We start from the raw sequence: 21,977 nt of genomic DNA, 5'->3' as shown, positions 1-21,977 counted from the left end.
GGGGGCAAGGCGATGTACGTGAGCCGTGCGCGGACCTCCCTGCGGGGCTGGGGCGGGGTCGCCGCCATGGCGGTGCTGTGCGCGCTGGCGCTCGCGTTCGCCCTGCTGCTGCCGTGCACCCAGAAGACGCCGGACGCCCCGCGGCAGGCCGGACGGAGGCTCGCCACCGGCACCCAGGCCCGCGTCGACGGGTGCGAGGACGCCGAGGCGCACCGGCAGACGCTCGCCCCCTCCGGCGCCGACGGGCCGACGATCGCCGCCATCAAGGCCCGCACGGGCGCCAAGCGCAAACTGATCGTGGGCGTGGACCAGAACAGCTACCACTGGGGCTACCGCAACCCGAACACCGAGGGCGCCCAGCTGGAGGGTTTCGACATCGACCTGGCGCATCAGATCGCGCAGGACATCCTCGGCGACCCGGACGCGGTGCAGTTCAAGGCGATCCCGACCAGCCGGCGCATCCCCGCGATCCAGGACGGGCGCGTGGACATGGTCGTACGTACCATGACGATCACCTGCGAACGGCTCCAGCAGGTCGCGTTCTCCGCCCCCTACTTCAAGACCGGCCAGCAGGTCCTCGCGTCCAAGTCGTCGCCGGTGACCGGCTACAACGACTCGCTGGCGCGCAAGAAGGTGTGCACGGCGGCCGGTTCGACCGCGTACGCCAAGCTGGACGCCGACAAGAAGGCCGGCCGGCTGCCCGCCTCCACGGACATCTCCACCACCGTCCCCAGCCAGCTGGACTGCCTGGTCCGGCTGCAACTCGGTGAAGCGGACGCGGTGGTGACCGACGGCGCGCTCGCCGCGAGCCAGGCCGCCCAGGACCCGACCGTCGAACTGAAGGGCGCGGCGTTCACGGAGGAGTACTACGGCGTGGCGATGAAGGAGGACGCCACCGATCTGGTACGCCGGGTCAACCGCGTTCTGGTGGACTATCGCGCGCACGGCTGGCAGACGTCGTACGACAGGTGGCTGTCGGCGACACTGGGCGAGGACCCGTCCGCGTCGAAGCCGCCCGAGCCGCAGTACCTGCGCGGCAGTTGAACCACACCCGACCGGAACACACAGCAAGCGAGAGGTGATCGATGGGCGTCACGGACCCCGCCGGGCCGGTGATGGACCGGGACGAGGTGGACCGTGCGCTGGCGCGGCTCGGCCAGGAGCACGAGGCGATCGAGACCTCGCTGCTGGCCCTGCAGGACCATGCGGGCCGCAGACTCCTCGAAGGTGCCGAGCTGGCTGGCGTCACCAAGGAACGCTGGCAGGCCGCGGACGACCGGATCACCCTGCTGTGGGGGTACTTCGACGCCTACACGGCCGCGCTGCGCTCCGCCCGGGAGATCCGCGCCCGGCGCCGCTGGTCCAGCCGCGAGGATCTGGCGGAGCTGACCGGGCTGCTGCGCGGCGAGTCGGTGACCGTCACCGGAAGCGCGCACGGCAGGCTGAGCGAGTCGTTCACGCTGTCCGCGCTGGTGGACCGGATGAACGAGCTGTACGCGACGAGCCTGGACGTGATCGTCGCCGCCGACGCCGTGTGGTCGGCGCTGCCCGCGCGGATCGATTTACTCGCCGCGGAACTCCAGCGCACCCGGGGACTCGCGCACTCCGTCGGGGTGCGCCCGGGTGAGCATCCGGCCGGGGACGACCTGGAGCGGATCACGCGCACGCTGACCAGGCTGCGCGAGGACGTCGTCGCCGACCCGCTCGCGTTCTGGGTGCCGACCGAGGGCAGTTCGGCGCCCGGCGGCGGACGCCCGGACACGACGGTGTACGACCGTGAGGCGCGCGCCCTGGAGGACGTGCGCCGGGAGATCGACGCGGTGCTGACGGTGCGCCAGGACGCCGAGACGCGGCTGATCCGGCTGCGGGACGTCCTCTCGCGCGCGGACCGCACGCTCGCCGAGGCCCGCACCGCGCGCGGCGAGGTGCTGGCGAAGATCGCCGCGACGGAGGTGCCGGTGGTGAGCGGGCCGCCGACCGCGCTCCAGGAGCAGCTGGCGACCGCCGCCGAGTACCGCAGGCAGGCCCAGTGGCACCGGCTCTCCCCGCTGCTGGAGTCCCTGGAGCGCAAGGCGGAGGACGAACTGCTGCGCGCCCGCGAGTCGTTGACCGCGGTCACCGCGCCGCTCGCGGTCCGCGCCGAGCTGCGCGGCCGGCTCGACGCCTACCGGGCGAAGACCGTCCGGCACGGCCTGGCCGAGGACCCGCTGCTCATCGAGCGGTACGACGCGGCCCGCCGCATGTTGTGGAGCGCGCCCTGCGACCTGCGCGTGGCCGAGCAGGCCGTGCTGCGCTACCAGCAGGCGGCGGCGGAGGCACTCGGCAGCGTGCGCGCGCCGCAGGACCGTAAGGGGGACCAGTCATGAGTCAGCCGGGGCAGACCTGCCAGCGGCCGGGCTGCGAGGGCACGTACGAGGACGTCGGCGGCGGCGAGCTGTACTGCGACACGTGCGGTCTGGCGCCGGTCGTCTCCGCGAGCGGGATGGTCGGCTCGCCCCCGACCGGCGTCACCAAAGGCTCGGTGAGCTCGGGCAGTTCGCGCAGCTCCCGCAGTTCCCGTACCTCCTCGCAGTCGTCGAGGTCGCGCCGCTCGGTGTCCGGGCGGCTCTCCCGGTCGGTGTCGGGGAAGTCCACGGGCCGCTCGGTGTCGGTGCGCAGCTCGGGGTCCTCGTCCGGCACCTCCACCCGCGGGCGGCTGGGCGTCGGTCTGGTCTCCGTGCCGCAGGTGCCGCGGCCCGACCCGCGCGCGATGGTGCTGGAGAACCCGGAGGTGCCCGAGCGCAAGCGGTTCTGCTCGCGGTCGGACTGCGGGGCGCCGGTCGGCCGGGCCCGGGGCGACCGGCCGGGCCGCACGGAAGGTTTCTGCACCAAGTGCGGGCACCCGTACTCCTTCGTGCCCAAGCTGAAGGCCGGGGACATCGTGCACGGCCAGTACGAGGTCGCGGGGTGTCTCGCGCACGGTGGGCTCGGCTGGGTCTACCTGGCGGTGGACCGGGCCGTCTCCGACCGGTGGGTGGTGCTCAAGGGCCTGCTGGACACCGGCGACCAGGACGCGATGGCCGCGGCCATCTCCGAGCGGCGCTTCCTCGCGGAGATCGAGCACGCCAACATCGTGCGGATCTACAACTTCGTGGAACACCTGGACCAGCGCACCGGCTCCCTCGACGGCTACATCGTCATGGAGTACGTCGGCGGCAAGTCCCTGAAGGAGATCGCCAACGCCCGCCGGGCACCGGACGGCCGGCGCGACCCGCTGCCGGTGGAACAGGCGTGCGCCTACGGTATCGAGGCCCTGGAGGCGCTCGGCCATCTGCACAGCCGGAACCTGCTGTACTGCGACTTCAAGGTCGACAACGCCATCCAGACCGAGGACCAGCTCAAGCTGATCGACATGGGCGCGGTCCGCAGGATGGACGACGAGGAGTCGGCGATCTACGGCACGGTCGGCTACCAGGCGCCGGAGGTCGCCGAGACCGGCCCGTCGGTGGCCAGCGACCTCTACACGGTGGGCCGCACCCTGGCGGTGCTCACCTTCGACTTCCAGGGCTACACGACCGTCTACGCCGACTCCCTGCCCGACCCCGACACCATCGAGGTCTTCCGCCGCTACGAGTCCTTCTACCGGCTGCTCGTCCGCGCCACCGACCCCGATCCGGCCCGCCGGTTCGCCTCCGCGCAGGAGATGGCCGAACAGCTGACGGGCGTGCTGCGGGAGGTCGTCTCGCTTCAGACCGGTCGGGCCCGGCCCGCGCTGTCGACGCTGTTCGGACCCGAAGTGAAGGTCACGGACACGGAGTTGTTCCCGCTGCCGGACGGGGAGGTGTCCCGGCTGGGGGCGCGGCCGGCACGGGCGGCGCGCAAGCGCGGGCAGGCCCCCGCCCCGGCCCTCGTCCCGCCGGCCCTGGTCAAGCCCGTCGACACGCCCGTCGCGGCGCTCGCCCTGCCGGTCCCGCTGGTCGACCCGGCCGATCCCAACGCCGGTTTCCTGGCGGGCCTGATGACCTCCGCGCCGGCCGAGCTGATGGGCGCGCTGGCCGCGGCGCCCGCGCAGACCGTGGAGACCCGGCTGCGGCAGATCCGCGCCCGGCTGGAGAGCGGCGACCACCAGGGCGCGCTGATGAGTCTGGCCGAACTGGACGGAGAACGGCCCGACGACTGGCGGGTGGTGTGGTATCGGGGTGTGGCCGCCCTGGTCACCGGCGACTTCGAGGGCGCCGCGCTCTCCTTCGACGCGATCTACGACGCCTTCCCCGGCGAGGCCCCGCCCAAGCTGGCGCTCGGCCTGTGCGCGGAGGTGCTCGGCCAGCTGGACAACGCGGCCGAGTACTACCGCCTGGTGTGGACGACCGATCCGAGCTTTGTGAGCGCCGCGTTCGGGCTGGCCCGGGTACAGCTCGCGGCCGGGGACCGGCGTGGCGCGGTGACGACGCTGGAGTCGGTGCCGGAGTCCTCCATCCACTACACGGCCGCCCGGGTCGCCGCCGTCCGGGCCCGGATCGGACAGCGCACGGCGGGCCCCGGTGACGTACCGTTCCTGGACGACCTGACGGCCGCCGCCGGGCAGGTCGAGGCACTCCAGGTCTACGGTCTGGACCCGGCCCGGCGCGAACGGCTGTCGGCGGAGGTGCTCGGCTGCGCGCTGGACTGGATACTCTCCGGGGGTCAGGGCGCCGGGACCGCCGCCGGAAGCAGAGTGCTGCTGGGCAGCGGTCTGGACGAGCGGGGTCTGCGCTTCGGCCTGGAGCGCGCCTATCGCACGCTGGCCCGGCTGGCGCCCGGCGGTGAAGAGAGGATCGAGCTGGTGGAACGGGCCAACCGTTACCGCCCCCGGACGTGGGTGTAAGTCGATGTCGCAGATGCCCCGGCAGGCCGCACTGCCGAAGTGCCCGAGCTGCGCGGAGCCCGTGGAGTCGGGCGACCTGTTCTGCGGAGCGTGCGGACAGGACCTGTCGGTGGTGGCCGTGCCGCCGCAGGACCATCCGACGCTCGCCATGACCGGCTCCGCCGCGCCCGGGGACGGTGTGGACTGGCCCGCTCCCGAGCCGGCCGGCTCCGGCAGCCCGCCCTCGGCGCATCTGCCGACGGACCTGCCGGGCACCGACTCGGGTGACACGCCACTGCCCGGACATCAGTGCGGATCCGGTGAGTCCGCCGGGTCCGGGGTGCGGTTCGACCGGCCGGCGGAGCCCGACGAGTACCCGTTGCAGGCGCCGGACCCGCGGCTGGCCGCCGGTGCCGCCGCGCCGGCGGACCCGGCGCAGGTGTGCGTGGCCTGCCGGGCGGGCCGGGTGGACGACGACGGCTACTGCGAGAACTGCGGGCACGCCCAACCGCGCGAACGCGACCACCTGGAACGGGAGACGGGTCCGGTCGCCGCAGTCAGTGACCGGGGGCTGCGCCACCACCGCAACGAGGACGCCTTCGCCGTCGGCCACACCTCGCTGCCCGACGGCACCCCGGCGGTCATGGCGATCGTCTGCGACGGCGTGTCCTCCGCGACCCGCCCGGACGACGCCTCCCTGGCCGCCTCCCAGGCCGCCGGTGACATCCTGCTGGCCGCGCTGCCGCGCGGCACCCACCCGCAGCAGGCGATGCACGAGGCGATCGTCGCCGCCGCGGAGGCCGTCAACGCGCTCGCCGAGGAGCCCGCCACGGCCCGCGAGCACGCCCCGCACCAGAACGCGCCGGCCTGCACGATCGTCGGCGCGGTGGTCACCTCCGGACTGCTGGTCGTGGGCTGGGTCGGTGACAGCCGCGTCTACTGGGTGCCCACCGATCGCGGCGCACCGCCCGCCCGGCTGACCGAGGACGACTCCTGGGCCGCGCAGATGGTCGCCGCCGGGCTGATGAGCGAGGCCGAGGCGTACGCCGACGAGCGCGCCCACGCCATCACCGGCTGGCTCGGCGCGGACGCCTACGAACTGGAGCCGCACACCGCCTGCTTCAAGCCGGACCGGCCCGGCGCGGTGCTGGTGTGCACCGACGGCCTGTGGAACTACGCCGAGACGGCCGAGGAGATGTCCGACATCGTCCCGCCGGACGCGGCGGCCCGCCCACTGCACTCGGCCCGGGTACTGGTCGGGCACGCCCTGGACGGCGGGGGCCACGACAACGTAACAGTGGCGGTCCTGCCGTTCCCGGCACCGCCGCAGGGGGCAGGATCGGCCTGAGGGCCGTACAGGACGGGAATACGGCACGGGGAAGCCGAGGCAGACCGGAGGGGACCGGTCCGCCGACAGTCATCGCCTCGCGTCAGCGGGGTGTCCGAGGGGGATGCGATCAAGCATGGCCAATTTCGCGAAGTCGAACGTGCCGCGGTTCTCGGTGGACGTCTACCAGAACGAGTACCTGCCCGAGGGCGGCACCGAGGTCAACGCCATCGTCACGGTGACCGCGACCGGCGGCGGCACCATCGGCGCCGCGGTCTCCGCGCCCGTGTACACACCGGGGCAGCGGCCCTCCGCCGCGGTGGCCGTCATGGTCGACTGCTCCGGGTCCATGGACTACCCGCCGACCAAGATGCGCAACGCCCGGGACGCCACGGCCGCCGCGATCGACACCCTGCGCGACGGCACCCACTTCGCGGTGATCGACGGCACGCACGTCGCCAGGGAGGTCTATCCGGGCGGCGGGCGGCTCGCGGTCGCCGACAGCACCACCCGCGAGCAGGCCAAGCTGGCGCTGCGCCGGCTGAGCGCGGGCGGCGGTACGGCCATCGGCACCTGGCTGCGGCTCGCCGACCGGCTGCTGTCCGCGGCGGACGTCAGCATCCGGCACGGCATCCTGCTCACCGACGGCCGCAACGAGCACGAGTCACCGGAGGACCTGCGGGCCGCGCTCGACGCCTGCGCCGGCCGGTTCACCTGTGACGCGCGGGGCGTGGGCACCGACTGGGAAGTGAAAGAAGTCACAGGGATCGCCTCCGCGTTGCTCGGCACCGCCGACATCGTCGCCGACCCGGCGGGCCTCGCCGCCGACTTCACGCGGATGATGGAGACGGCGATGGGCAAGGAGGTCGCCGACGTCGCCCTGCGGGTGTGGACGCCGGTCGGCACGACCATCCGGTTCGTCAAGCAAGTCGCTCCCACGGTGGAGGACTTGACCGGCCGCCGCGCCGAGGCAGGGCCGCGGGCCGGGGACTACCCGACCGGGTCGTGGGGCGACGAGTCCCGGGACTACCACCTGTGCGTGACGGTCCCGCCGGCCGGGCTCGGCCGGGAGATGCTCGCCGCGCGCGTATCCCTGGTGGTGCCGCAGGCCGGGGGCGCCTCCGCCGGGGGAGGGGCGGCGCACCACCTCGGCGCGCAGGGACTCGTACGGGCCGTGTGGACCGACGACATGGCCGCCTCCACCTCGATCAGCCCCCAAGTCGCCCATTACACCGGGCAGGCGGAACTGGCCCAAGCCATCCAGCAAGGGATCGATCTGCGCAAAGCGGGCGATTTCGATGGAGCAACGGCCAAACTGGGGCGCGCGGTTCAGCTCGCGAGCGCCTCGGGGAACGCCGATACTGCGAAACTGCTTGCGAAGGTGGTGGACGTGGTCGACGCCGCGACAGGTACTGTGCGGTTGAAGACGAGGGTCGCGGAGGCGGACGAGATGACTCTGGAGACCCGGTCCACAAAGACTGTTCGTGTAAAGAAGTGACCCTGGAAGCGACCCGAGCGATCCAGGCCGACCCTTAGGAGAAGGGGAAGCACCGACATGCCGACCTGCCCGAACGGACACCAGTCGGGTTCCGACGACTGGTGCGAGGTCTGCGGTCACCGCATGGCCGGTGCCGTACCTCCGCCCCCGCCGCCCCCGCCCGCCGGTGGCGGCTACGGCTTCCCGCCGCCCGCCGGCCCGAGCGGTCCCGGTGGCCAGGCCGGCGGGGGGCGCCCGCACCCTGGCGCCGCGCCGGAACCGGAGCTGTGCCCGCAGTGCCGTACGCCCCGCGAGGGTGGCGCGCCCTTCTGCGAGGAGTGCCGGTGGAACTTCCTGACCAACACGGCGACCTCGTACACCCCGGCCGCTCCGCGCCCGCCGCAGCCGCGGTTCCAGCCGCCGAGCGCGACGTACGGCAGCGGTGACGCGTACGAGTACCAGGGCTCGCGGCCCTCGCAGATGAACCGGCCCGCCGAGCCGATCCCGTCGTTCGGCAGCGAGCCGTCGGGGCCGACGCCGTTCGGCGGCGACCGCGCCCCGTCCGGCCCGCCGACCACCCCCGGCCCCTCGGGACCGCCCGCGTTCGGCACCGGCAACCAGCGCCCGCCGGGGCCCCCGCCGGCCTTCGGCCAGGGCCCGGCGCAGGGTCAGGGCCCGAGGCAGGGCCCGGGTCAAGGTCAGGGCCCGGGTCAAGGTCAGGGCCCGGGTCAAGGTCAGGGCCCGGGTGCCGGTGGCCCCTCCGGTCCGTCCGGGTTCGGTGGCGGCCGGGGACAAGGCCCCGGCGACCCGTCCGGCTTCGGTGGCGGCCAGGGGCAGGGCCCCGGCGGCCCTTCCGGGTTCGGTGGCGGTCCGGGTCAGGGTCAGGGTCAGGGCCCGGGTGCCGGTGGCCCCTCCGGCCCGTCCGGCTTCGGTGGCGGCCGGGGACAAGGCCCCGGCGACCCGTCCGGGTTCGGTGGCGGCCAGGGGCAGGGCCCCGGCGGCCCTTCCGGGTTCGGTGGCGGTCCAGGTCAAGGTCAGGGTCAGGGCCCGGGTGCCGGTGGCCCCTCCGGCCCGTCCGGCTTCGGTGGCGGCCAGGGGCAGGGCCCCGGCGGCCCCTCCGGGTTCGGTGGCGGTCCGGGCCAGGGTCCCGGTGGGCCCGGCGGTTCGTCGGCCTTCGGGGGTGCCCCCTCCGGTCCCGGTGGATCCGCTCAGCCCGGCCCCGGCCCCTCCGGCTTCGGCGATCCCTCTCGTCCGGTACCGCCGCCGCCCGGGCCGACGCCGCCCGCCGGCCCGCCCGGGCCGACGCCGCCCGCCGGCCCCGGCGGTGCCCCGCAGGCGTTCCAGCAGTCCGGGGCGTCGGCTCCGCCCGCGTTCCCGCAGGAGACCGGCCGGCCCCCGGCCGGCGGCCCGCCCTCCGGCGGCCCCTCCTTCGGCGGCAGTGACGACTGGGTGCTCTCCCCGCCGTCGTCCTCCGGTCCGGCCGGACCGGGCCAGGGGCCCGGCGGCCAGGGCGGTTACGGCTATCCGCAGCCCGGCGGCACCCAGGCGCCGCCCGGACCGGGTGGCTTCCCCCAGGCGCCCCAGGCGCCCCAGACGTCGCAGCGGACCACCTGGACCGCGACCGTCGGCCCGGACCGCGAGTACTTCATGGCGATGATGCACCGCTCCGGCCCCGAGGCCGCGGGTCTGAACCTGCCCGCGTACTCGCCGGAGCAGCAGCGCACGCTCAACGGCAATCAGATCTCGATCGGGCGCCGTCGGCACTCCACCGGCGACACCCCCGACATCGACCTGTCGGTGCCCCCGGAGGACCCGGGCGTCTCGCACCAGCACGCGGTGCTCGTGCAGCAGCCGGACGGCAGCTGGGCGGTCGTCGACCAGAACTCGACGAACGGCACCACGGTCAACATGTCGGAGGAACCGATCCAGCCGTTCGTGCCGGTCCCGCTCCAGGACGGCGACCGGGTGCACGTGGGCGCCTGGACGACGATCACCGTCCGCCGGGGCTGAGAAGCGGGATCCCGCCGGGTCGGGGGATCAGGGCAGGGGCCAGGCGTACGGCCCCTCCGGGTCGTCCAGCCACGCCCAGGCGTACTCGCCGCCGACTGTGACCCCGTACCGTCCGCGGCCCGGTTCGCCCTCCCGCTGCCACAGGGAGTACGCCTCCAGCGGATCGAGGGTGCCCCGGGTCAGCGCGAGCAGGAAGTGGAACGGCTCCTGCTCGCGGGCCCGGTTCGGCAGCCCGGCCAGACAGACGCCCTCGGGCTCCGCCCTGTGCTCGCCGCGCAGCGGCACGAAGAAGGCGGCCTGGGGCAGGAAGCGGCCCTCGGCGTGCTCCGCGTCCCGCACGGTCAGCACGAGCAGGCCGGTGGCGAGCGGAGTCAGGACGCGCGCGCCGGGGCGGCACTGGGCGAGCCAGGCCCGCGGCACGGTGCGCAGCTCGCAGGTGGCGATGATCCGGTCGAAGGGGGCGCGTTCGGGCGCCCCGCGCGCGCCGTCGCCGGTGACCACGGCCGGCTGGTGGCCGGCCGCCGCCAGGTGCCGCCGGGCCGACTCGGTGATCTCCGGGTCCAGGTCGACGGTGGTGACGAGCGCGTCGGCGCCGAGCCGGTGGGCGAGCAGGGCCGCGTTGTAGCCGGTGCCGGCGCCCACCTCCAGGACCCGGTGGCCGTCCTCGACGCGCAGGGCGACCAGCATCCGTGCCATCAGGGAGGGCTGGCTGCTGGAGGAGAGCAGCTCGCCGTCGCGCAGCCGGGTGGCCAGTGGGACGTCCTCGTAGGCGCCGCGCACCCAGCGTTCCCGGGCCGCCGGGTCAAGGCTCTCGCCCCAGCGGCGTTCGTAGCCGCGCGGTCCTGCGACGTAGTAGTAGGGCACGAACAGATGCCGGGGCACCGCCGCGAACGCCTCCCGCCACGCCGGGTCTTCGGCCCAGGCCCCCTCGGCGTCGATCTCCCGCACCAGCGCGGCCCGCGCCGCGGCGGCGAGAGCTTCGATCCCGGAGTCGTAGGCGCCCATGGTGTCCACAGTAGGGGCGAGCGGGCCCGGTCCTAAGCCTTGAGTCCTGGGTCGCCCCGTCTGAGACCATGGACAGGTGAATGAGATTCGGCGCGGCACGCTTCAGGAGCAGACCTTCTACGAGCAGGTCGGCGGGGAGGAGACCTTCCGCCGGCTCGTCCACCGTTTCTACGAGGGCGTCGCCGGGGACCCGATCCTGAAGCCGATGTACCCGGAGGAGGACCTGGGGCCGGCCGAGGAACGGCTGACCCTGTTCCTGATGCAGTACTGGGGCGGGCCCACCACCTACAGCGACAACCGCGGCCACCCCCGGCTGCGTATGCGGCACGCCCCGTTCACCGTGGACCGGGCGGCGCACGACGCCTGGCTGCGGCACATGCGGGTGGCCGTGGACGAGCTGGGGCTGTCCGAGGAGCACGAGCGGACGCTGTGGAACTACCTGACGTACGCCGCCGCCTCGATGGTGAACACCCCGGACTGACGGGTCGCCGCTGAGGGTCGAGTGCCGGTCACTGGCCGCCGTTCCCGGCGAGCCGGACGCCGGTGCCCGATGGCCGAGAACGCCGAAGGGGCGGCGCAGCCCGACGGGTGCCGGTGTACGCCGTCCTCGGGCGGGACGAGGTGCGGGAGGTGGCCCGCGCTGTCCTGGCGGTTACTTCGGGTCGCGGCTGAACGTCGAGGACGACCAGACGTACCCGAGCGCCGCGAGACCCAGGCACCAGGCGACGGCGAGCCACCCGTTGTGGCCGATCTCGCTGCCGAGCAGCAGGCCCCGGAGGGTTTCGATGGCGGGGCTGAACGGCTGGTACTCGGCGATCGGCTGGAACCAGCCCGGCATCGCATGGACCGGGACGAACGCGCTGGAGAGCAGTGGCAGCAGGATCATCGGCATGGCGTTGTTGCTGGCGGCCTCGGCGTTCGGGCTGATCAGGCCCATGCCGACCGCGATCCAGGTGAGCGCCGTGGCGAAGAGCACGAGCAGCCCGAACGCCGCGAGCCATTCCAGGACGGTGGCGTCCGTGGAGCGGAAGCCGATGGCGACGGCGACGGCGCCGACGAGGACCACGCTGATGATCGACTGAAGCACGCTGCCGACGACGTGCCCGACGAGCACGGAGCCGCGGTGGATCGCCATCGTGCGGAAGCGGGCGATGATGCCTTCGGTCATGTCGTTGGCGACGGAGACCGCGGTGCCGACCACGGTGCTGCCGATGGTCATCAGCAGCAGCCCCGGGACGATGTAGGCGATGTATCTCGAGCGGTCCGGACCGCCGCCGCCGATGCCCGCGCTCATGGTGTCGCCGAAGATGTAGACGAAGAGCAGCAACAGCATGATCGGGGTGAGCAGCAGGTTCAGGGTGAGCGACGGGTAGCGCCGGGCGTGCAGGAGATTGCGGCGCAGCATCGTGGTCGAGTCGCGCACGGCGAGGGAGAGGGAGCTCATCGGGCGGTCTCCTTGGGCGGGCTGGACTGGCTGGACTGGTTGGGCCGGCCGGGCCGGCTGGACTGGCTGGGCAGACCGGGCCGGCTGGACTGGCTGGGCAGGCCGGGCTGGTGGTCGGTGCCGGTCAGGGCGAAGAAGACGTCGTCGAGGTCGGGGGTGTGCACGGTCAGCTCGTCGGCTTCGATGCCGGCGGAGTCCAACCGGTCGAGGACGGCGCGCAGTTCACGCTGGCTGCCGTCGCTGGGGATCCGCAGCGTGAGGGATTCGTCGATGGGGGTCCCCCCGCTCGAGCGAAGCCGGGAGCCGGGGAGGGGGACCTCGCGCAGTGCGGAGGCGGCGGTCCGGTACGCGGCCGGATCGGTGAAACGGAGGCGGACGTGTCCGCCGGGGATGAGCCGTTTCAGTTCCTCGGCGGTGCCCTGGGCTGCGATCTTGCCGTCGTGGAGCACCGCGATGCGGTCGGCTAGCTCGTCGGCCTCGTCCAGGTACTGGGTGGTGAGGAAGACGGTGACGCCGTCGGTGACCAGTTCGCGGACGATCTGCCACATGGTGTGCCGGGAGCGCGGGTCGAGACCGGTGGTCGGCTCGTCCAGGAAGATGATCCGCGGGTCGCCGACCAGGGTCATGGCGATGTCCAGGCGGCGCTTCATGCCGCCGGAGTAGGTGGCGGCGGGCTTCTTCGCGGCCTCGGCCAGGTCGAAGCGTTCCAGCAGCTCTGCGGCGACCCGTCGTCCCGCGCGCTTGGGCAGGTGGTGCAGGTCCGCCATGAGGAGCATGTTCTCCTCACCGGTGATCAGGCCGTCCACGGCGGAGAACTGTCCGGTGACACCGATCGCGGCGCGCACGGCCTGCGCAGCGGTGGCGAGGTCGTGGCCGCCGACGTGCAGGTCGCCGGCGTCCGCGGTGATGAGGGTGGAGAGGATCTTCACGACGGTGGTCTTGCCGGCGCCGTTCGGGCCGAGCAGGGAGAAGATCGTTCCCTCCGGAACGGCAAGGTCGACACCGTCGAGGACGACCTTGTCGCCGTAGGACTTGCGCAGTCCGTTCGCCGCGATGGCCAGGTTGGTCATGAGGGGTGCTCCCTTTCCCGGGCTGCTCACAGGCTGCGGGCGGTGATGTTGCCGTAGGCGGTGGTGGCGTGGATGGCCAGGCCGGCGGCGCCGTCGCTGTTCTTGAGCGCGTTGTGGATCCGGCCGTAGGAGGTGCCGGCGTCCAGCGATGCGGAGACGCCGCGGGCGGCGCCCACCGAGATCTCGCCGTGCTCGGTGCGCAGCGTGACCGTGCCGCGCACGGCCTCGGTGATGTGGATGTCGCCCTTCTGGGTGCTGATCTCCGCGGGGCCGCCCAGGCGGCCGACCGCGAGGTCGCCGGCGAGGAGGGTGAGGCGGGCGCCGTCGGTCTCGTCGAGCTTGACCGTGCCGTGCGCGCCCTCGAAGGCGACGTCGCCGAGCCGGCCGACGCCCCGGAACTCGGCGCTGGCCGCCTTCGCCTCGACGCGGGAGCCGGCGGGGAGCTGGACGGTCACCTCGATGGCTCCGGAAGGGCCGAGGATCTGGTTCTTCGCCGAAGCCTTGACCCGCAGGACGCCGTCGACGTACTCGACGGTGGTCTGCTCGGCCACCTTCACATCACGGCTCCGGGAAGCGTCGGCGGGCACGATCTCGACCGTGGTGTCGGCCCGGTCGGCGGCGATGAACCGGAGATGTCCCGCGGGGATGTCGAGGACGACGGAGATCGGGTCGGGGGTGTCGAACTTCTGCATCGTGCTCTCCCGTTGACTCGTTGTTTCGAACACAGGAAACGCTACGTTGCGTTCGGAAATCGCTCAAGCAGTCTGTTGCACACATTCCTCATTCTTGCAGGTCAGACTAGAGAAATCATTGCAACGGATGAGAATTCAACGCAACAATGACCGGCCGACTCGTTGCAACGATGCAAAGTGAACGCTACGTCGAGGCAGCCAGGAGCACACGGGGACACGATCCGCCGAGCGTCTCGTCCGCACCATGAGCGCGGGAAGGACCGCCCGCCCTCTCACCCGCCATCGCGGCAGGGTTATGGCGTGACGTGGATACGGCGTGACGTCGACACGGCGTGGCGAGGATGCGGGGTGCCGGGGTGCCGGGGGTGCGACGTGCCGGGCGCACGGGGTGCCCGGGGGCACGGGGTGCCCGGTGCACGGGGGGCGCGGGGTGCCCGGAGGGGGCGCGGGGTGCCCGGGGGGGGGCGCGGGGTGCCCGGGGGCGGGCGTGGGCAGGCGAAACAGGCCGCTGAACCGGAACCGGGCCGAGGAGAAGCGCGCGGCTCAGCGCACGCTGAGGCCGAGGGAGCCTAGGGCCGCCTGGCGCACGGCCACCGAGCCGTACGGCGTGCGCAGCCGCAGCCACGCCCCCGAAGCGAACAGCCCGGTGTCCCCGGGCTGGGTCCCCGGGCGCAGGAAGCCCAGTGCCTGGGCGGCGTGGACGGCCCGGACGGGCAGCCGGGTGCCCGTGATCTGCCGGGACCAGATGTCCCGTCCGATCCGGTCCAGCTCCGCGCGGGTACGCCTCTCGGGCCCGAGCTCCTCGGTGCGGGAACGGAACTCGGCCACCACTTCGGCGACCGTGGCGCGCAGCGCGTCCGGGGCGGGCAGCCCGGACTCAGGCTGCCAGCCGGTGCGTGGCGGGAGCACACCGGCCCACGGAGGTCCCGTGACCGCGCCCGGGACGGCGGCGGTGGCCGCCCGCTCGTCGACAGACTCCAGGAACTCACCGGCGGAGACGGTCACATCGAGGGAGACGTCGAGCCCGTCCTCGTACGGCTTGGCCAGCCGCACCGCGCGGACGGCCAGCACCTCGAAGGACGGCGGCCGGCCGAAGACGGCGAGGGCCGTGCCGGCCGCCTGCAGTCGCACCGCTGCTCCACGGTCGTAGTGGAGCAGCCGGGAGAGGAAGGCGGCGAGGTCCGCCGCCTCCGTCTCGTCGGCCAGGTGCAGCACCGTCATGCGGCGACGGCCTCCTCGTCGGCCCCGTCCGTGTACTCCTGGAGGAACTCGCGCTCCTCCGCGGTGATCCGGCGCGGCCGCTGAGCCTCGAAGTCGAACGGTACGACCACCGTCGAGGCCCGTACGTAGACCTGGTCGTCGTCCTTCACCTCGTAGGTGATGGTGAAGGACGCGGCCTTGATCTCGCTGACCCACAGCTCGATGTCGACCGGGTGGTGCCGGTGGACGAGCTGCCGCTTGTAGTCGATCTCGTGGCGCGCCACCACGGACCCCTGCTTGAACTCCTTGTCCGGGCGGAACAGGAAGTTGATCCGGGCTTCCTCCAGGTAGCGGATGAAGACCGCGTTGTTGACATGTCCGTACGCGTCCATGTCGGACCAGCGCAAGGGACAGCGGTAGAGGTGGCGCAAGACCGATCAGCCCCGGGTCAGCTTCTTGTAGGTGGCACGGTGCGGACGCGCGGCGTCCGGACCGAGCCGCTCGATCTTGTTCTTCTCGTACGACTCGAAGTTGCCCTCGAACCAGAACCACTTCGACTCACCCTCGTAGGCGAGGATGTGCGTCGCGACGCGGTCGAGGAACCACCGGTCGTGGGAGACGACGACGGCGCAGCCGGGGAAGTCCAGCAGCGCGTTCTCCAGGCTGGAGAGGGTCTCGACATCGAGGTCGTTGGTGGGCTCGTCGAGGAGCAGCAGGTTGCCGCCCTGCTTCAGGGTCAGCGCCAGGTTGAGCCGGTTGCGCTCACCGCCGGAGAGCACGCCGGCCGGCTTCTGCTGGTCCGGGCCCTTGAAGCCGAATGCCGACACATACGCCCGGCTCGGCATCTCGACCTGGCCGACGTTGATGTAGTCGAGCCCGTCGGACACGACCTCCCACAGCGTCTTCTTCGGGTCGATGTTCTCGCGGCTCTGGTCGACGTAGGAGATCTTCACGGTCTCGCCGACCTTGATGTCGCCGGAGTCCGGGGTCTCCAGGCCCTGGATCATCTTGAACAGCGTGGTCTTGCCGGCGCCGTTCGGGCCGATGACACCGACGATGCCGTTGCGCGGCAGCGTGAAGGACAGCCCGTCGACGAGCATCTTCTCGCCGAAGCCCTTGTGCAGGTCGTCGACCTCGACCACGACACTGCCCAGGCGCGGGCCCGGCGGGATCTGGATCTCCTCGAAGTCCAGCTTCCGCATCTTGTCGGCCTCGGCGGCCATCTCCTCGTACCGTGCGAGACGGGCCTTGGACTTGGCCTGGCGCCCCTTGGCGTTGGAGCGGACCCACTCCAGCTCTTCCTTGAGCCGCTTCTGCCGCTTGGCGTCCTTCTGGCCCTCGACCTTGAGGCGGGCGGCCTTGCTCTCCAGGTACTTGGAGTAGTTGCCCTCGTAGCCGTGCAGGCGGCCGCGGTCGACCTCGCAGATCCAGCCGGCGACGTTGTCCAGGAAGTACCGGTCGTGGGTGACGGCCACGACGGTGCCCGGGTACTTGGCCAGGTGCTGCTCCAGCCAGTTCACCGACTCGGCGTCGAGGTGGTTGGTGGGCTCGTCGAGGAGCAGCAGGTCGGGCTGCTCCAGCAGCAGCTTGCAGAGCGCGACGCGGCGCTTCTCGCCACCGGAGAGGTTGGTGACGGGCCAGTCGCCGGGCGGGCAGCCGAGGGCGTCCATGGCCTGCTCCAGCTGGGCGTCCAGGTCCCAGGCGTTGGCGTGGTCCAGTTCCTCCTGGAGCTTGCCCATCTCGTCGAGCAGCGCGTCGGAGTAGTCGGTCGCCATCAGCTCGGCGATCTCGTTGAACCGGTCGAGCTTGCCCTTGATCGAGGCGACACCCTCCTGGACGTTCTCCAGGACGGTCTTCTCCTCGTTCAGCGGGGGCTCCTGGAGCAGGATGCCCACGGTGTAACCGGGCGAGAGGAAGGCGTCGCCGTTGGACGGCTGCTCCAGTCCCGCCATGATCTTCAGCACGGTCGACTTACCGGCACCGTTCGGACCGACGACGCCGATCTTCGCCCCCGGCAGGAAGCTCAGGGTGACGTCGTCGAGGATCACCTTGTCGCCGTGCGCTTTGCGCGCCTTGCGCATGGTGTAAATGAACTCAGCCAAGAGAAACCGTCCGGCAGCTTGAAATCTGGCAGTGGGCAGATACACCCCATCTTGCCTGACGGCTACCCCTGGGGGGAAACCCGTTACCTCGGAGAGCCCTGACCTGGGGCTTCGCTGCCACTGCCCCGGTGTCATTCGCCCGCCTCGGTCTCCCTCCTGCGCAGCACGACCAGGACCGCGCCGCCGATCACGACCAGTCCGATGGCCACCCCCGCGATCATGGGAGTGATCGCGGAGCCGCCGGTCGCGGCCAGGTCGGTGGGGTCGACGGTGCTGCCGCCGACCGTGGCCGGGCTGGGCTCGTTGGGCAGCTGGGCCGCCTGCGTGGTGATCGAACCCTGCGTCTTGCAGTCCAGGACACCGGTGAAGCGGTGGCTGAAGCCGTACGGACCGGTGATCGTGAAGTCGTAGGTCTGGTCCTCCTGGAGCGGCACGGTCACCGTGCGGGAGGCGCCCGCGGGGATCGTGTGTTCGGCCCCCATCAGCTGGAAGGTGAACGGCTCGTCGCCCTTGTTGACCGTGGTGATGTCCACGCCGCCCTTGGCGCAGTTCTTGCGGGCCGAGACCGCCGGTATGGCGCCCTTGGCCGCCCAGCCGGCCGTGACGGTCGCGGAGACGGTGGACTCGCTGGAGCCGGCCAGGATCTGCGTCTGGCTGCGGCTCTCGGAGGCGAAGGCCCGGCCCACCGGCACGGTCGTCGACGCCTGCACGGTCAGCTGGGCCGTGCCTTCCCCGCCACCGGCGTGGTCGGACCCGTCAGCCGTGTCCTCGGGGATGTCGAAGAACAGCTGGCTGCCGTCCTTCGCCGAGTCGATCACCTTGCCGGTCTTGTCGGTGATCCGCACGCCACTGCCGGCCGGGTCCGCCGGCGGGCTCACCGTGACCGCGCTCGCGTTGGTGTGCACGGTCACCGGTCCGAGCCGGTCGCCGGGCCGGCCGGAGACCGCGGGCGGGTCCAGGGTGAGCGAGGCCCGCGGCTCGGCGGCGCCTCGGGCGCTCTTCTGCAGGTAGTCGGCGAGCTTCTCCGCCTGCGGGTCGACGGCGTCGACCTCGGCGCCGTCGGAGTAGCGCCAGATGGCCACCTGGGTGCCGGCCGCCGCGTCCTGCTCGGTCAGCCCGCTCGTGCCCGCCTGACGGGCGAGCGCGGCGAGGTCGTTGACCTGGGGGTAGGAGTGCTCCAGGATCCAGTGGATCCGGCCCGCGTCCTTGTTGGTGCCCAGCGAGGTACCGCTCCAGGGCGTCTCCTGGTATCTGGCGTCCCGCTGGGTCGGGTTGTGGAGGTCCACGCAGTACGTCTGCAGGGTGCCGCCACCGTCCACGGACATCTCGAACAGGCCCGCCGACACCCGCTGGTCGCCACCGTCCTGGTGGATCACGGCCTCGCCGTAGGTTTTCAGACCGTTGATCGTGGCCGTCGCCCCGCCCTGGGTCTGCGGTGTCCCGTCGGCCACGGCCGTACCGGCGCCGGACAGCACACCGGCCGCCATGAGGCCCGACACCGTGGTGACGGCGGCCAGACGGCTCTTTCCGGTGGACCGGCAGAACCCAGAGAGCGCAGCAAGCACAGAATTCCCCTTCGAGCAGGACCCGTTGGACGTGGGGGACGGTCCCACCAGCAGAATCAGCAGCCCCTAGGGGCACGCCCCGGCATCCTATGGATCAGCCGGAGTACGACCCGCCGATCGGATCATCCGATGGGCGATCCGATCCGCAATCGTTATCGCCGGGACGGTCCGTGAGCCTGTCCGCATCGACAAATGCATCGGTACATACAGCGTGTTCACGCAGTACGCACAGGACGTTCAGAGTCGTCCGGCAACCGCCCGCGAGACTTCGCCGCGAACTGACGTCACGTCACCGCCACTGCGGCTTGGTCTTGTTGTGGGTTCTGCCCGTCCTGCCGGTCCGCCGGGCGCGGTGCCTCCCAGTTCGGCTCCGGCCGGGCCGCCGCCGGCGTGCCCTCCGGCTTGGCCGCGCGCTGGAAGAGCGCCGTACCACGCGCCAGATCGTGACCGATCGCCACGGCGTCGATGTCGGCGGAGGTCCACTGCTGTTGTCCCTCCCGCACCTCCGTGCGCACCTTCAACCGGCCCTGGACGACGACCGGCTGGCCCACCTCCACACACGCGGCCACGTTCACCGCGAGCTGGCGGTTGGCCCACACCGTGAAGAAGTTGGTGTGCCCGTCCGTCCACGCGCTCTTCTCCCGGTCCCAGTAGCGAGCGGTCACCGCGAGCCGGAACCTGGCCGACGGCCCCGCCGCCAGCTCCCGGTACAACGGCTGGGTCGCCACGTTCCCCACCACACAGACGATCGTCTCGTTCATGTCCTCGCTCCCCTCCCCCGCCCAGCCCTTCCGGCCGGGCGGACGCGCGTACGGGCCCGTCCCGTACGGCTGCGTCTGCCGTGCCGGCGCGTATGACTGCCGTACGCGCCCGCACGTCCCGCCGACCGCCCGCACCGGCCCGCCGTGTCTTCTGCCGGACCCGCCGTGCGATCGCCGTGACCTCAGACTGCCTCCGCCGGGCCGAGCCCGCTGAGCGCTGTGGACGACCGCCCACCTGTGGAAAACTCCGCCGCCCGCACGAGTGACCCCCGCCTCTCGCGCCCGTCACCCACCCGTCACCAGCTGCCCTCCGACCCCACCCCTCCCAGCCGCCCTCGCCCCCGGCCCCTCACCGGGCGTCCTCTCACCCCAGGCGTCACAGCTCCCCTCCCGCCCAACACCCTGCCGGCTGCCCTGTCACCCCAGGCGTCACGGCTCCCCTCGCACCCAATCCCCTGCCGTCCGTCCTCACCTCACCCCGGCCCGAACGACCCTCCCGTACTGCTCCCGGACCTCGCGGTACCGCAACAGCTCCGACGCCACCGGATCGAGTACCCGGGCCCGGCCGCAGCTCGCCGCCGCCTCCCGCAGCCGCCGTTCCGCCTCCTGGCCGTAGCGCCGCGCGGGCCCCCGGGCCGCCATCCGGCAGCCCCACTCCACCAGCGGCCCGCCGACGATCCCGCACACCATCAACAGCACCGGAACACCCAGGTTGGGCGCCATCACCCCGGCGATCTGCCCCGCCAGCCACGCGCCGCCCACGATCTGCAGCAGCGTCATCGCGGCCTGGACCAGTACGGCCACCGGCCACCAGCCCGGCCGCGGCGGGCGGCCCGGCGGGAGCCCCGCCCGCGCCGCCAGCTCGTCCAACGCCTCGGACAGCCCCTGTGAACCACGTACGGCCGCCTCGCGCACTGCCTGGGCCCACGGCGTGGGCAGCCCGGCCGAGGCCCGGTCGGAGACCGTCCGGACCGCCTGTTCCACCCGCTGACGGGCTGTGGCCTCCTTGTCCGCCTGGTTGCGTACCGCGAGGCGACCCGTCGTGGACTCGCCACGGCCCTGGTACCAGCGCCACAGGCGCAGCCAGGGAGTGCCGCAGGCGCGGTTGGCGTTGCGCAGCCAGGCGCGCTCCGCGGCCTCGCCCGCCGCGGTGGCGCCCACCGCGTCGGCGAGCCGCGCGGCGAACTCCTCGCGCGCGTCCTCGCTGAGACCGGTCCGCCGCCCGGCGGCGTACACGGGCCGCAGCTCGGCGGCGGCGGCGTCCACGTCGGCCGCCACCCGGCGGGCCGCCGCGCCGCGTTCCGCCACGAACTCGCCGAGCACCTCCCGGAGGTCGCCCACGCCGTCGCCGGTGAGCGCGGACAGCGCCATCACCGTCGCACCCGGTTCGCCGTGCTCGCCGAGCGCGATGCCGTCCTCGTCCAGCAGCCGCCGCAGGTCGTCCAGGACCTGGTCGGCGGCGTCCCCGGGCAGCCGATCCACCTGGTTCAGGACGATGAACATGACCTCCGCGTGGCCGGCCAGCGGCCGCAGGTAACGCTCGTGCAGGACGGCGTCCGCGTACTTCTCGGGGTCGACCACCCAGATGACCGCGTCCACCAGCTTCAGGATCCGGTCGACCTGTTCGCGGTGCTGCACGGCGGCGGAGTCGTGGTCGGGCAGGTCGACAAGCACCAGTCCACGCAACTGTCCCTCGTTGTCCGGGCTGTGCAGCGGCCGGCGGCGCAGCCGGCCCGGGATGCCCAGCCGGTCGATGAGGGCCGCCGCGCCGTCGCTCCAGCTGCACGCGATGGGGGCGGCCGTGGTCGGGCGGCGTACGCCGGTCTCCGAAATCGCCACTCCGGCAAGGGCGTTGAACAGCTGTGACTTGCCGCTGCCGGTGGCGCCGGCGAGGGCGACGACGGTGTGCCGGCCGGAGAGTTTGCGGCGGGCGGCGGCCTCGTCCAGGACCCGGCCCGCCTCGGCGAGCGCCTGGCCGTCCAGGCGGGTACGGGAGAGTCCGACGAGTTCGCGCAGGGCGTCCAGGCGTGAGCGCAGCGGGCCGTCGTACGCCAGCGGGGCGGGGGTGTGGCTGCCGGGTCCGCGTTGGCTGTGTTCCGCGGCGGAGGCTCGCTCGGCGGCGAGGGCGGCGGAGGTGGCCTCGGTGACGCGCCGCGCGATGAGCCCGTCGTCCCAGTTCTCCGAGGACCCGGGGTCGGCGTCCTTGCCGGTGTCGGTGGAAGGCGCCCCGCTGCGGGAGGCGGTAGTGGTGTCGGCGGCGGTAGTGGAGGTCTTCGCCCTGGGGGGCGTGGCGTCGGCTGCGGGGCGGGGCTTCGCGGAGAGGGGCTTCTGAGAGGGCGACTTCTGGGCAGGCGACTTCTGGGAAGGCGACTGTTCGGAGTGGGACTGCGGGCGGGGGAGCGTGACGCCTTCCTCGGCGCCGCGCCAGCGCGCGGGACGGTCACGCTCGGCGTTCTCGCCCCGCACGCGCGCGTGACGCTCCGGGGCCCCGCTCACGTCCTT

At 72.7% G+C, this 21,977-nt stretch carries 17 protein-coding genes; 7 read left to right on the top strand and 10 right to left on the bottom strand.

The features are described 5' to 3' along the window. Positions 1-12 precede the first annotated feature (12 nt). The 6 genes from ACIGYR_RS09080 (at position 13) to ACIGYR_RS09055 (ending at position 9,636) form a co-directional block, all read left to right on the top strand. Entirely contained in the window at positions 13-1,044 is a 1,032-nt protein-coding gene (locus ACIGYR_RS09080) for a glutamate ABC transporter substrate-binding protein (RefSeq protein ID WP_399596527.1), read from the top strand. Between the two features lie 41 nt (positions 1,045-1,085). Then, entirely contained in the window at positions 1,086-2,366 is a 1,281-nt protein-coding gene (locus tag ACIGYR_RS09075) for a hypothetical protein (RefSeq protein WP_391845472.1), read from the top strand. Then, complete coding sequence (locus ACIGYR_RS09070) at positions 2,363-4,843, top strand: tetratricopeptide repeat protein (protein WP_399596117.1); 2,481 nt, start codon at positions 2,363-2,365, stop codon at positions 4,841-4,843. Before ACIGYR_RS09075 ends, ACIGYR_RS09070 begins: the two co-directional genes overlap by 4 nt. A gap of 4 nt (positions 4,844-4,847) precedes the next feature. Continuing rightward, positions 4,848-6,170 (top strand): PP2C family serine/threonine-protein phosphatase, encoded by a 1,323-nt coding sequence (locus ACIGYR_RS09065; RefSeq protein ID WP_399596119.1) that lies wholly within the window; start codon positions 4,848-4,850, stop codon positions 6,168-6,170. A gap of 115 nt (positions 6,171-6,285) precedes the next feature. Continuing rightward, positions 6,286-7,647: a VWA domain-containing protein gene (locus ACIGYR_RS09060; RefSeq protein WP_399596121.1), complete on the top strand. Its 1,362-nt coding sequence runs from the start codon at positions 6,286-6,288 to the stop codon at positions 7,645-7,647. A 57-nt stretch (positions 7,648-7,704) separates the two neighbouring features. Next, on the top strand, positions 7,705-9,636 hold the full coding sequence (locus tag ACIGYR_RS09055; protein ID WP_399596123.1) for an FHA domain-containing protein: 1,932 nt from the start codon (positions 7,705-7,707) through the stop codon (positions 9,634-9,636). Positions 9,637-9,663: 27 nt separating this feature from the next. On the opposite strand, the gene ACIGYR_RS09050 is transcribed toward ACIGYR_RS09055, so the two are convergent. Further along, a complete protein-coding gene (locus ACIGYR_RS09050) occupies positions 9,664-10,641 on the bottom strand; it encodes a methyltransferase domain-containing protein (protein WP_399596125.1) in 978 nt (325 codons plus the stop codon). A 76-nt stretch (positions 10,642-10,717) separates the two neighbouring features. On the opposite strand from ACIGYR_RS09050, the gene ACIGYR_RS09045 reads away from it, so the two are divergent. Next, the gene (locus ACIGYR_RS09045; RefSeq protein WP_399596127.1) at positions 10,718-11,122 is read left to right on the top strand and encodes a globin; all 405 of its coding nucleotides are present in this window, start codon (positions 10,718-10,720) and stop codon (positions 11,120-11,122) included. A 171-nt stretch (positions 11,123-11,293) separates the two neighbouring features. Here ACIGYR_RS09045 and ACIGYR_RS09040 read toward each other — a convergent pair whose 3' ends face one another. From ACIGYR_RS09040 to ACIGYR_RS09000, 9 genes are all read right to left on the bottom strand, one after another. Continuing rightward, positions 11,294-12,085: an ABC transporter permease gene (locus tag ACIGYR_RS09040; RefSeq protein ID WP_399596129.1), complete on the bottom strand. Its 792-nt coding sequence runs from the start codon at positions 12,083-12,085 to the stop codon at positions 11,294-11,296. Then, complete coding sequence (locus ACIGYR_RS09035) at positions 12,082-13,155, bottom strand: ATP-binding cassette domain-containing protein (protein ID WP_399596131.1); 1,074 nt, start codon at positions 13,153-13,155, stop codon at positions 12,082-12,084. Before ACIGYR_RS09035 ends, ACIGYR_RS09040 begins: the two co-directional genes overlap by 4 nt. 26 nt (positions 13,156-13,181) lie before the next feature. After that, positions 13,182-13,847, bottom strand: a complete 666-nt coding sequence (locus ACIGYR_RS09030) for a DUF4097 family beta strand repeat-containing protein (RefSeq protein WP_399596133.1) — start codon at positions 13,845-13,847, stop codon at positions 13,182-13,184. 543 nt (positions 13,848-14,390) lie between these two features. Beyond that, the gene (locus ACIGYR_RS09025; protein ID WP_399596134.1) at positions 14,391-15,068 is read right to left on the bottom strand and encodes a hypothetical protein; all 678 of its coding nucleotides are present in this window, start codon (positions 15,066-15,068) and stop codon (positions 14,391-14,393) included. After that, positions 15,065-15,478 carry an acyl-CoA thioesterase gene (locus ACIGYR_RS09020; protein ID WP_391845450.1) on the bottom strand — a complete coding sequence of 138 codons (414 nt, stop codon included), beginning with the start codon at positions 15,476-15,478 and terminating at the stop codon, positions 15,065-15,067. Before ACIGYR_RS09020 ends, ACIGYR_RS09025 begins: the two co-directional genes overlap by 4 nt. A gap of 6 nt (positions 15,479-15,484) precedes the next feature. Continuing rightward, complete coding sequence (gene ettA, locus ACIGYR_RS09015; RefSeq protein ID WP_391845448.1) at positions 15,485-17,149, bottom strand: energy-dependent translational throttle protein EttA; 1,665 nt, start codon at positions 17,147-17,149, stop codon at positions 15,485-15,487. Positions 17,150-17,280: 131 nt separating this feature from the next. Continuing rightward, complete coding sequence (locus ACIGYR_RS09010; RefSeq protein ID WP_399596529.1) at positions 17,281-18,636, bottom strand: Cys-Gln thioester bond-forming surface protein; 1,356 nt, start codon at positions 18,634-18,636, stop codon at positions 17,281-17,283. Positions 18,637-18,998: 362 nt separating this feature from the next. Continuing rightward, positions 18,999-19,475, bottom strand: coding sequence for a single-stranded DNA-binding protein (locus ACIGYR_RS09005; RefSeq protein WP_399596136.1), 477 nt, complete (start codon positions 19,473-19,475; stop codon positions 18,999-19,001). Between the two features lie 468 nt (positions 19,476-19,943). Continuing rightward, positions 19,944-21,941 (bottom strand): GTPase, encoded by a 1,998-nt coding sequence (locus ACIGYR_RS09000; RefSeq protein ID WP_400014204.1) that lies wholly within the window; start codon positions 21,939-21,941, stop codon positions 19,944-19,946. Between the last annotated feature and the right edge of the window lie 36 nt (positions 21,942-21,977).

Source organism: Streptomyces sp. NPDC053076 (genome assembly GCF_044546845.1).
Lineage (GTDB): Bacteria > Actinomycetota > Actinomycetes > Streptomycetales > Streptomycetaceae > Streptomyces.
Note: the sequence above shows the minus strand (reverse complement) of the source record. Positions and strands in the feature narration are given on the sequence as shown.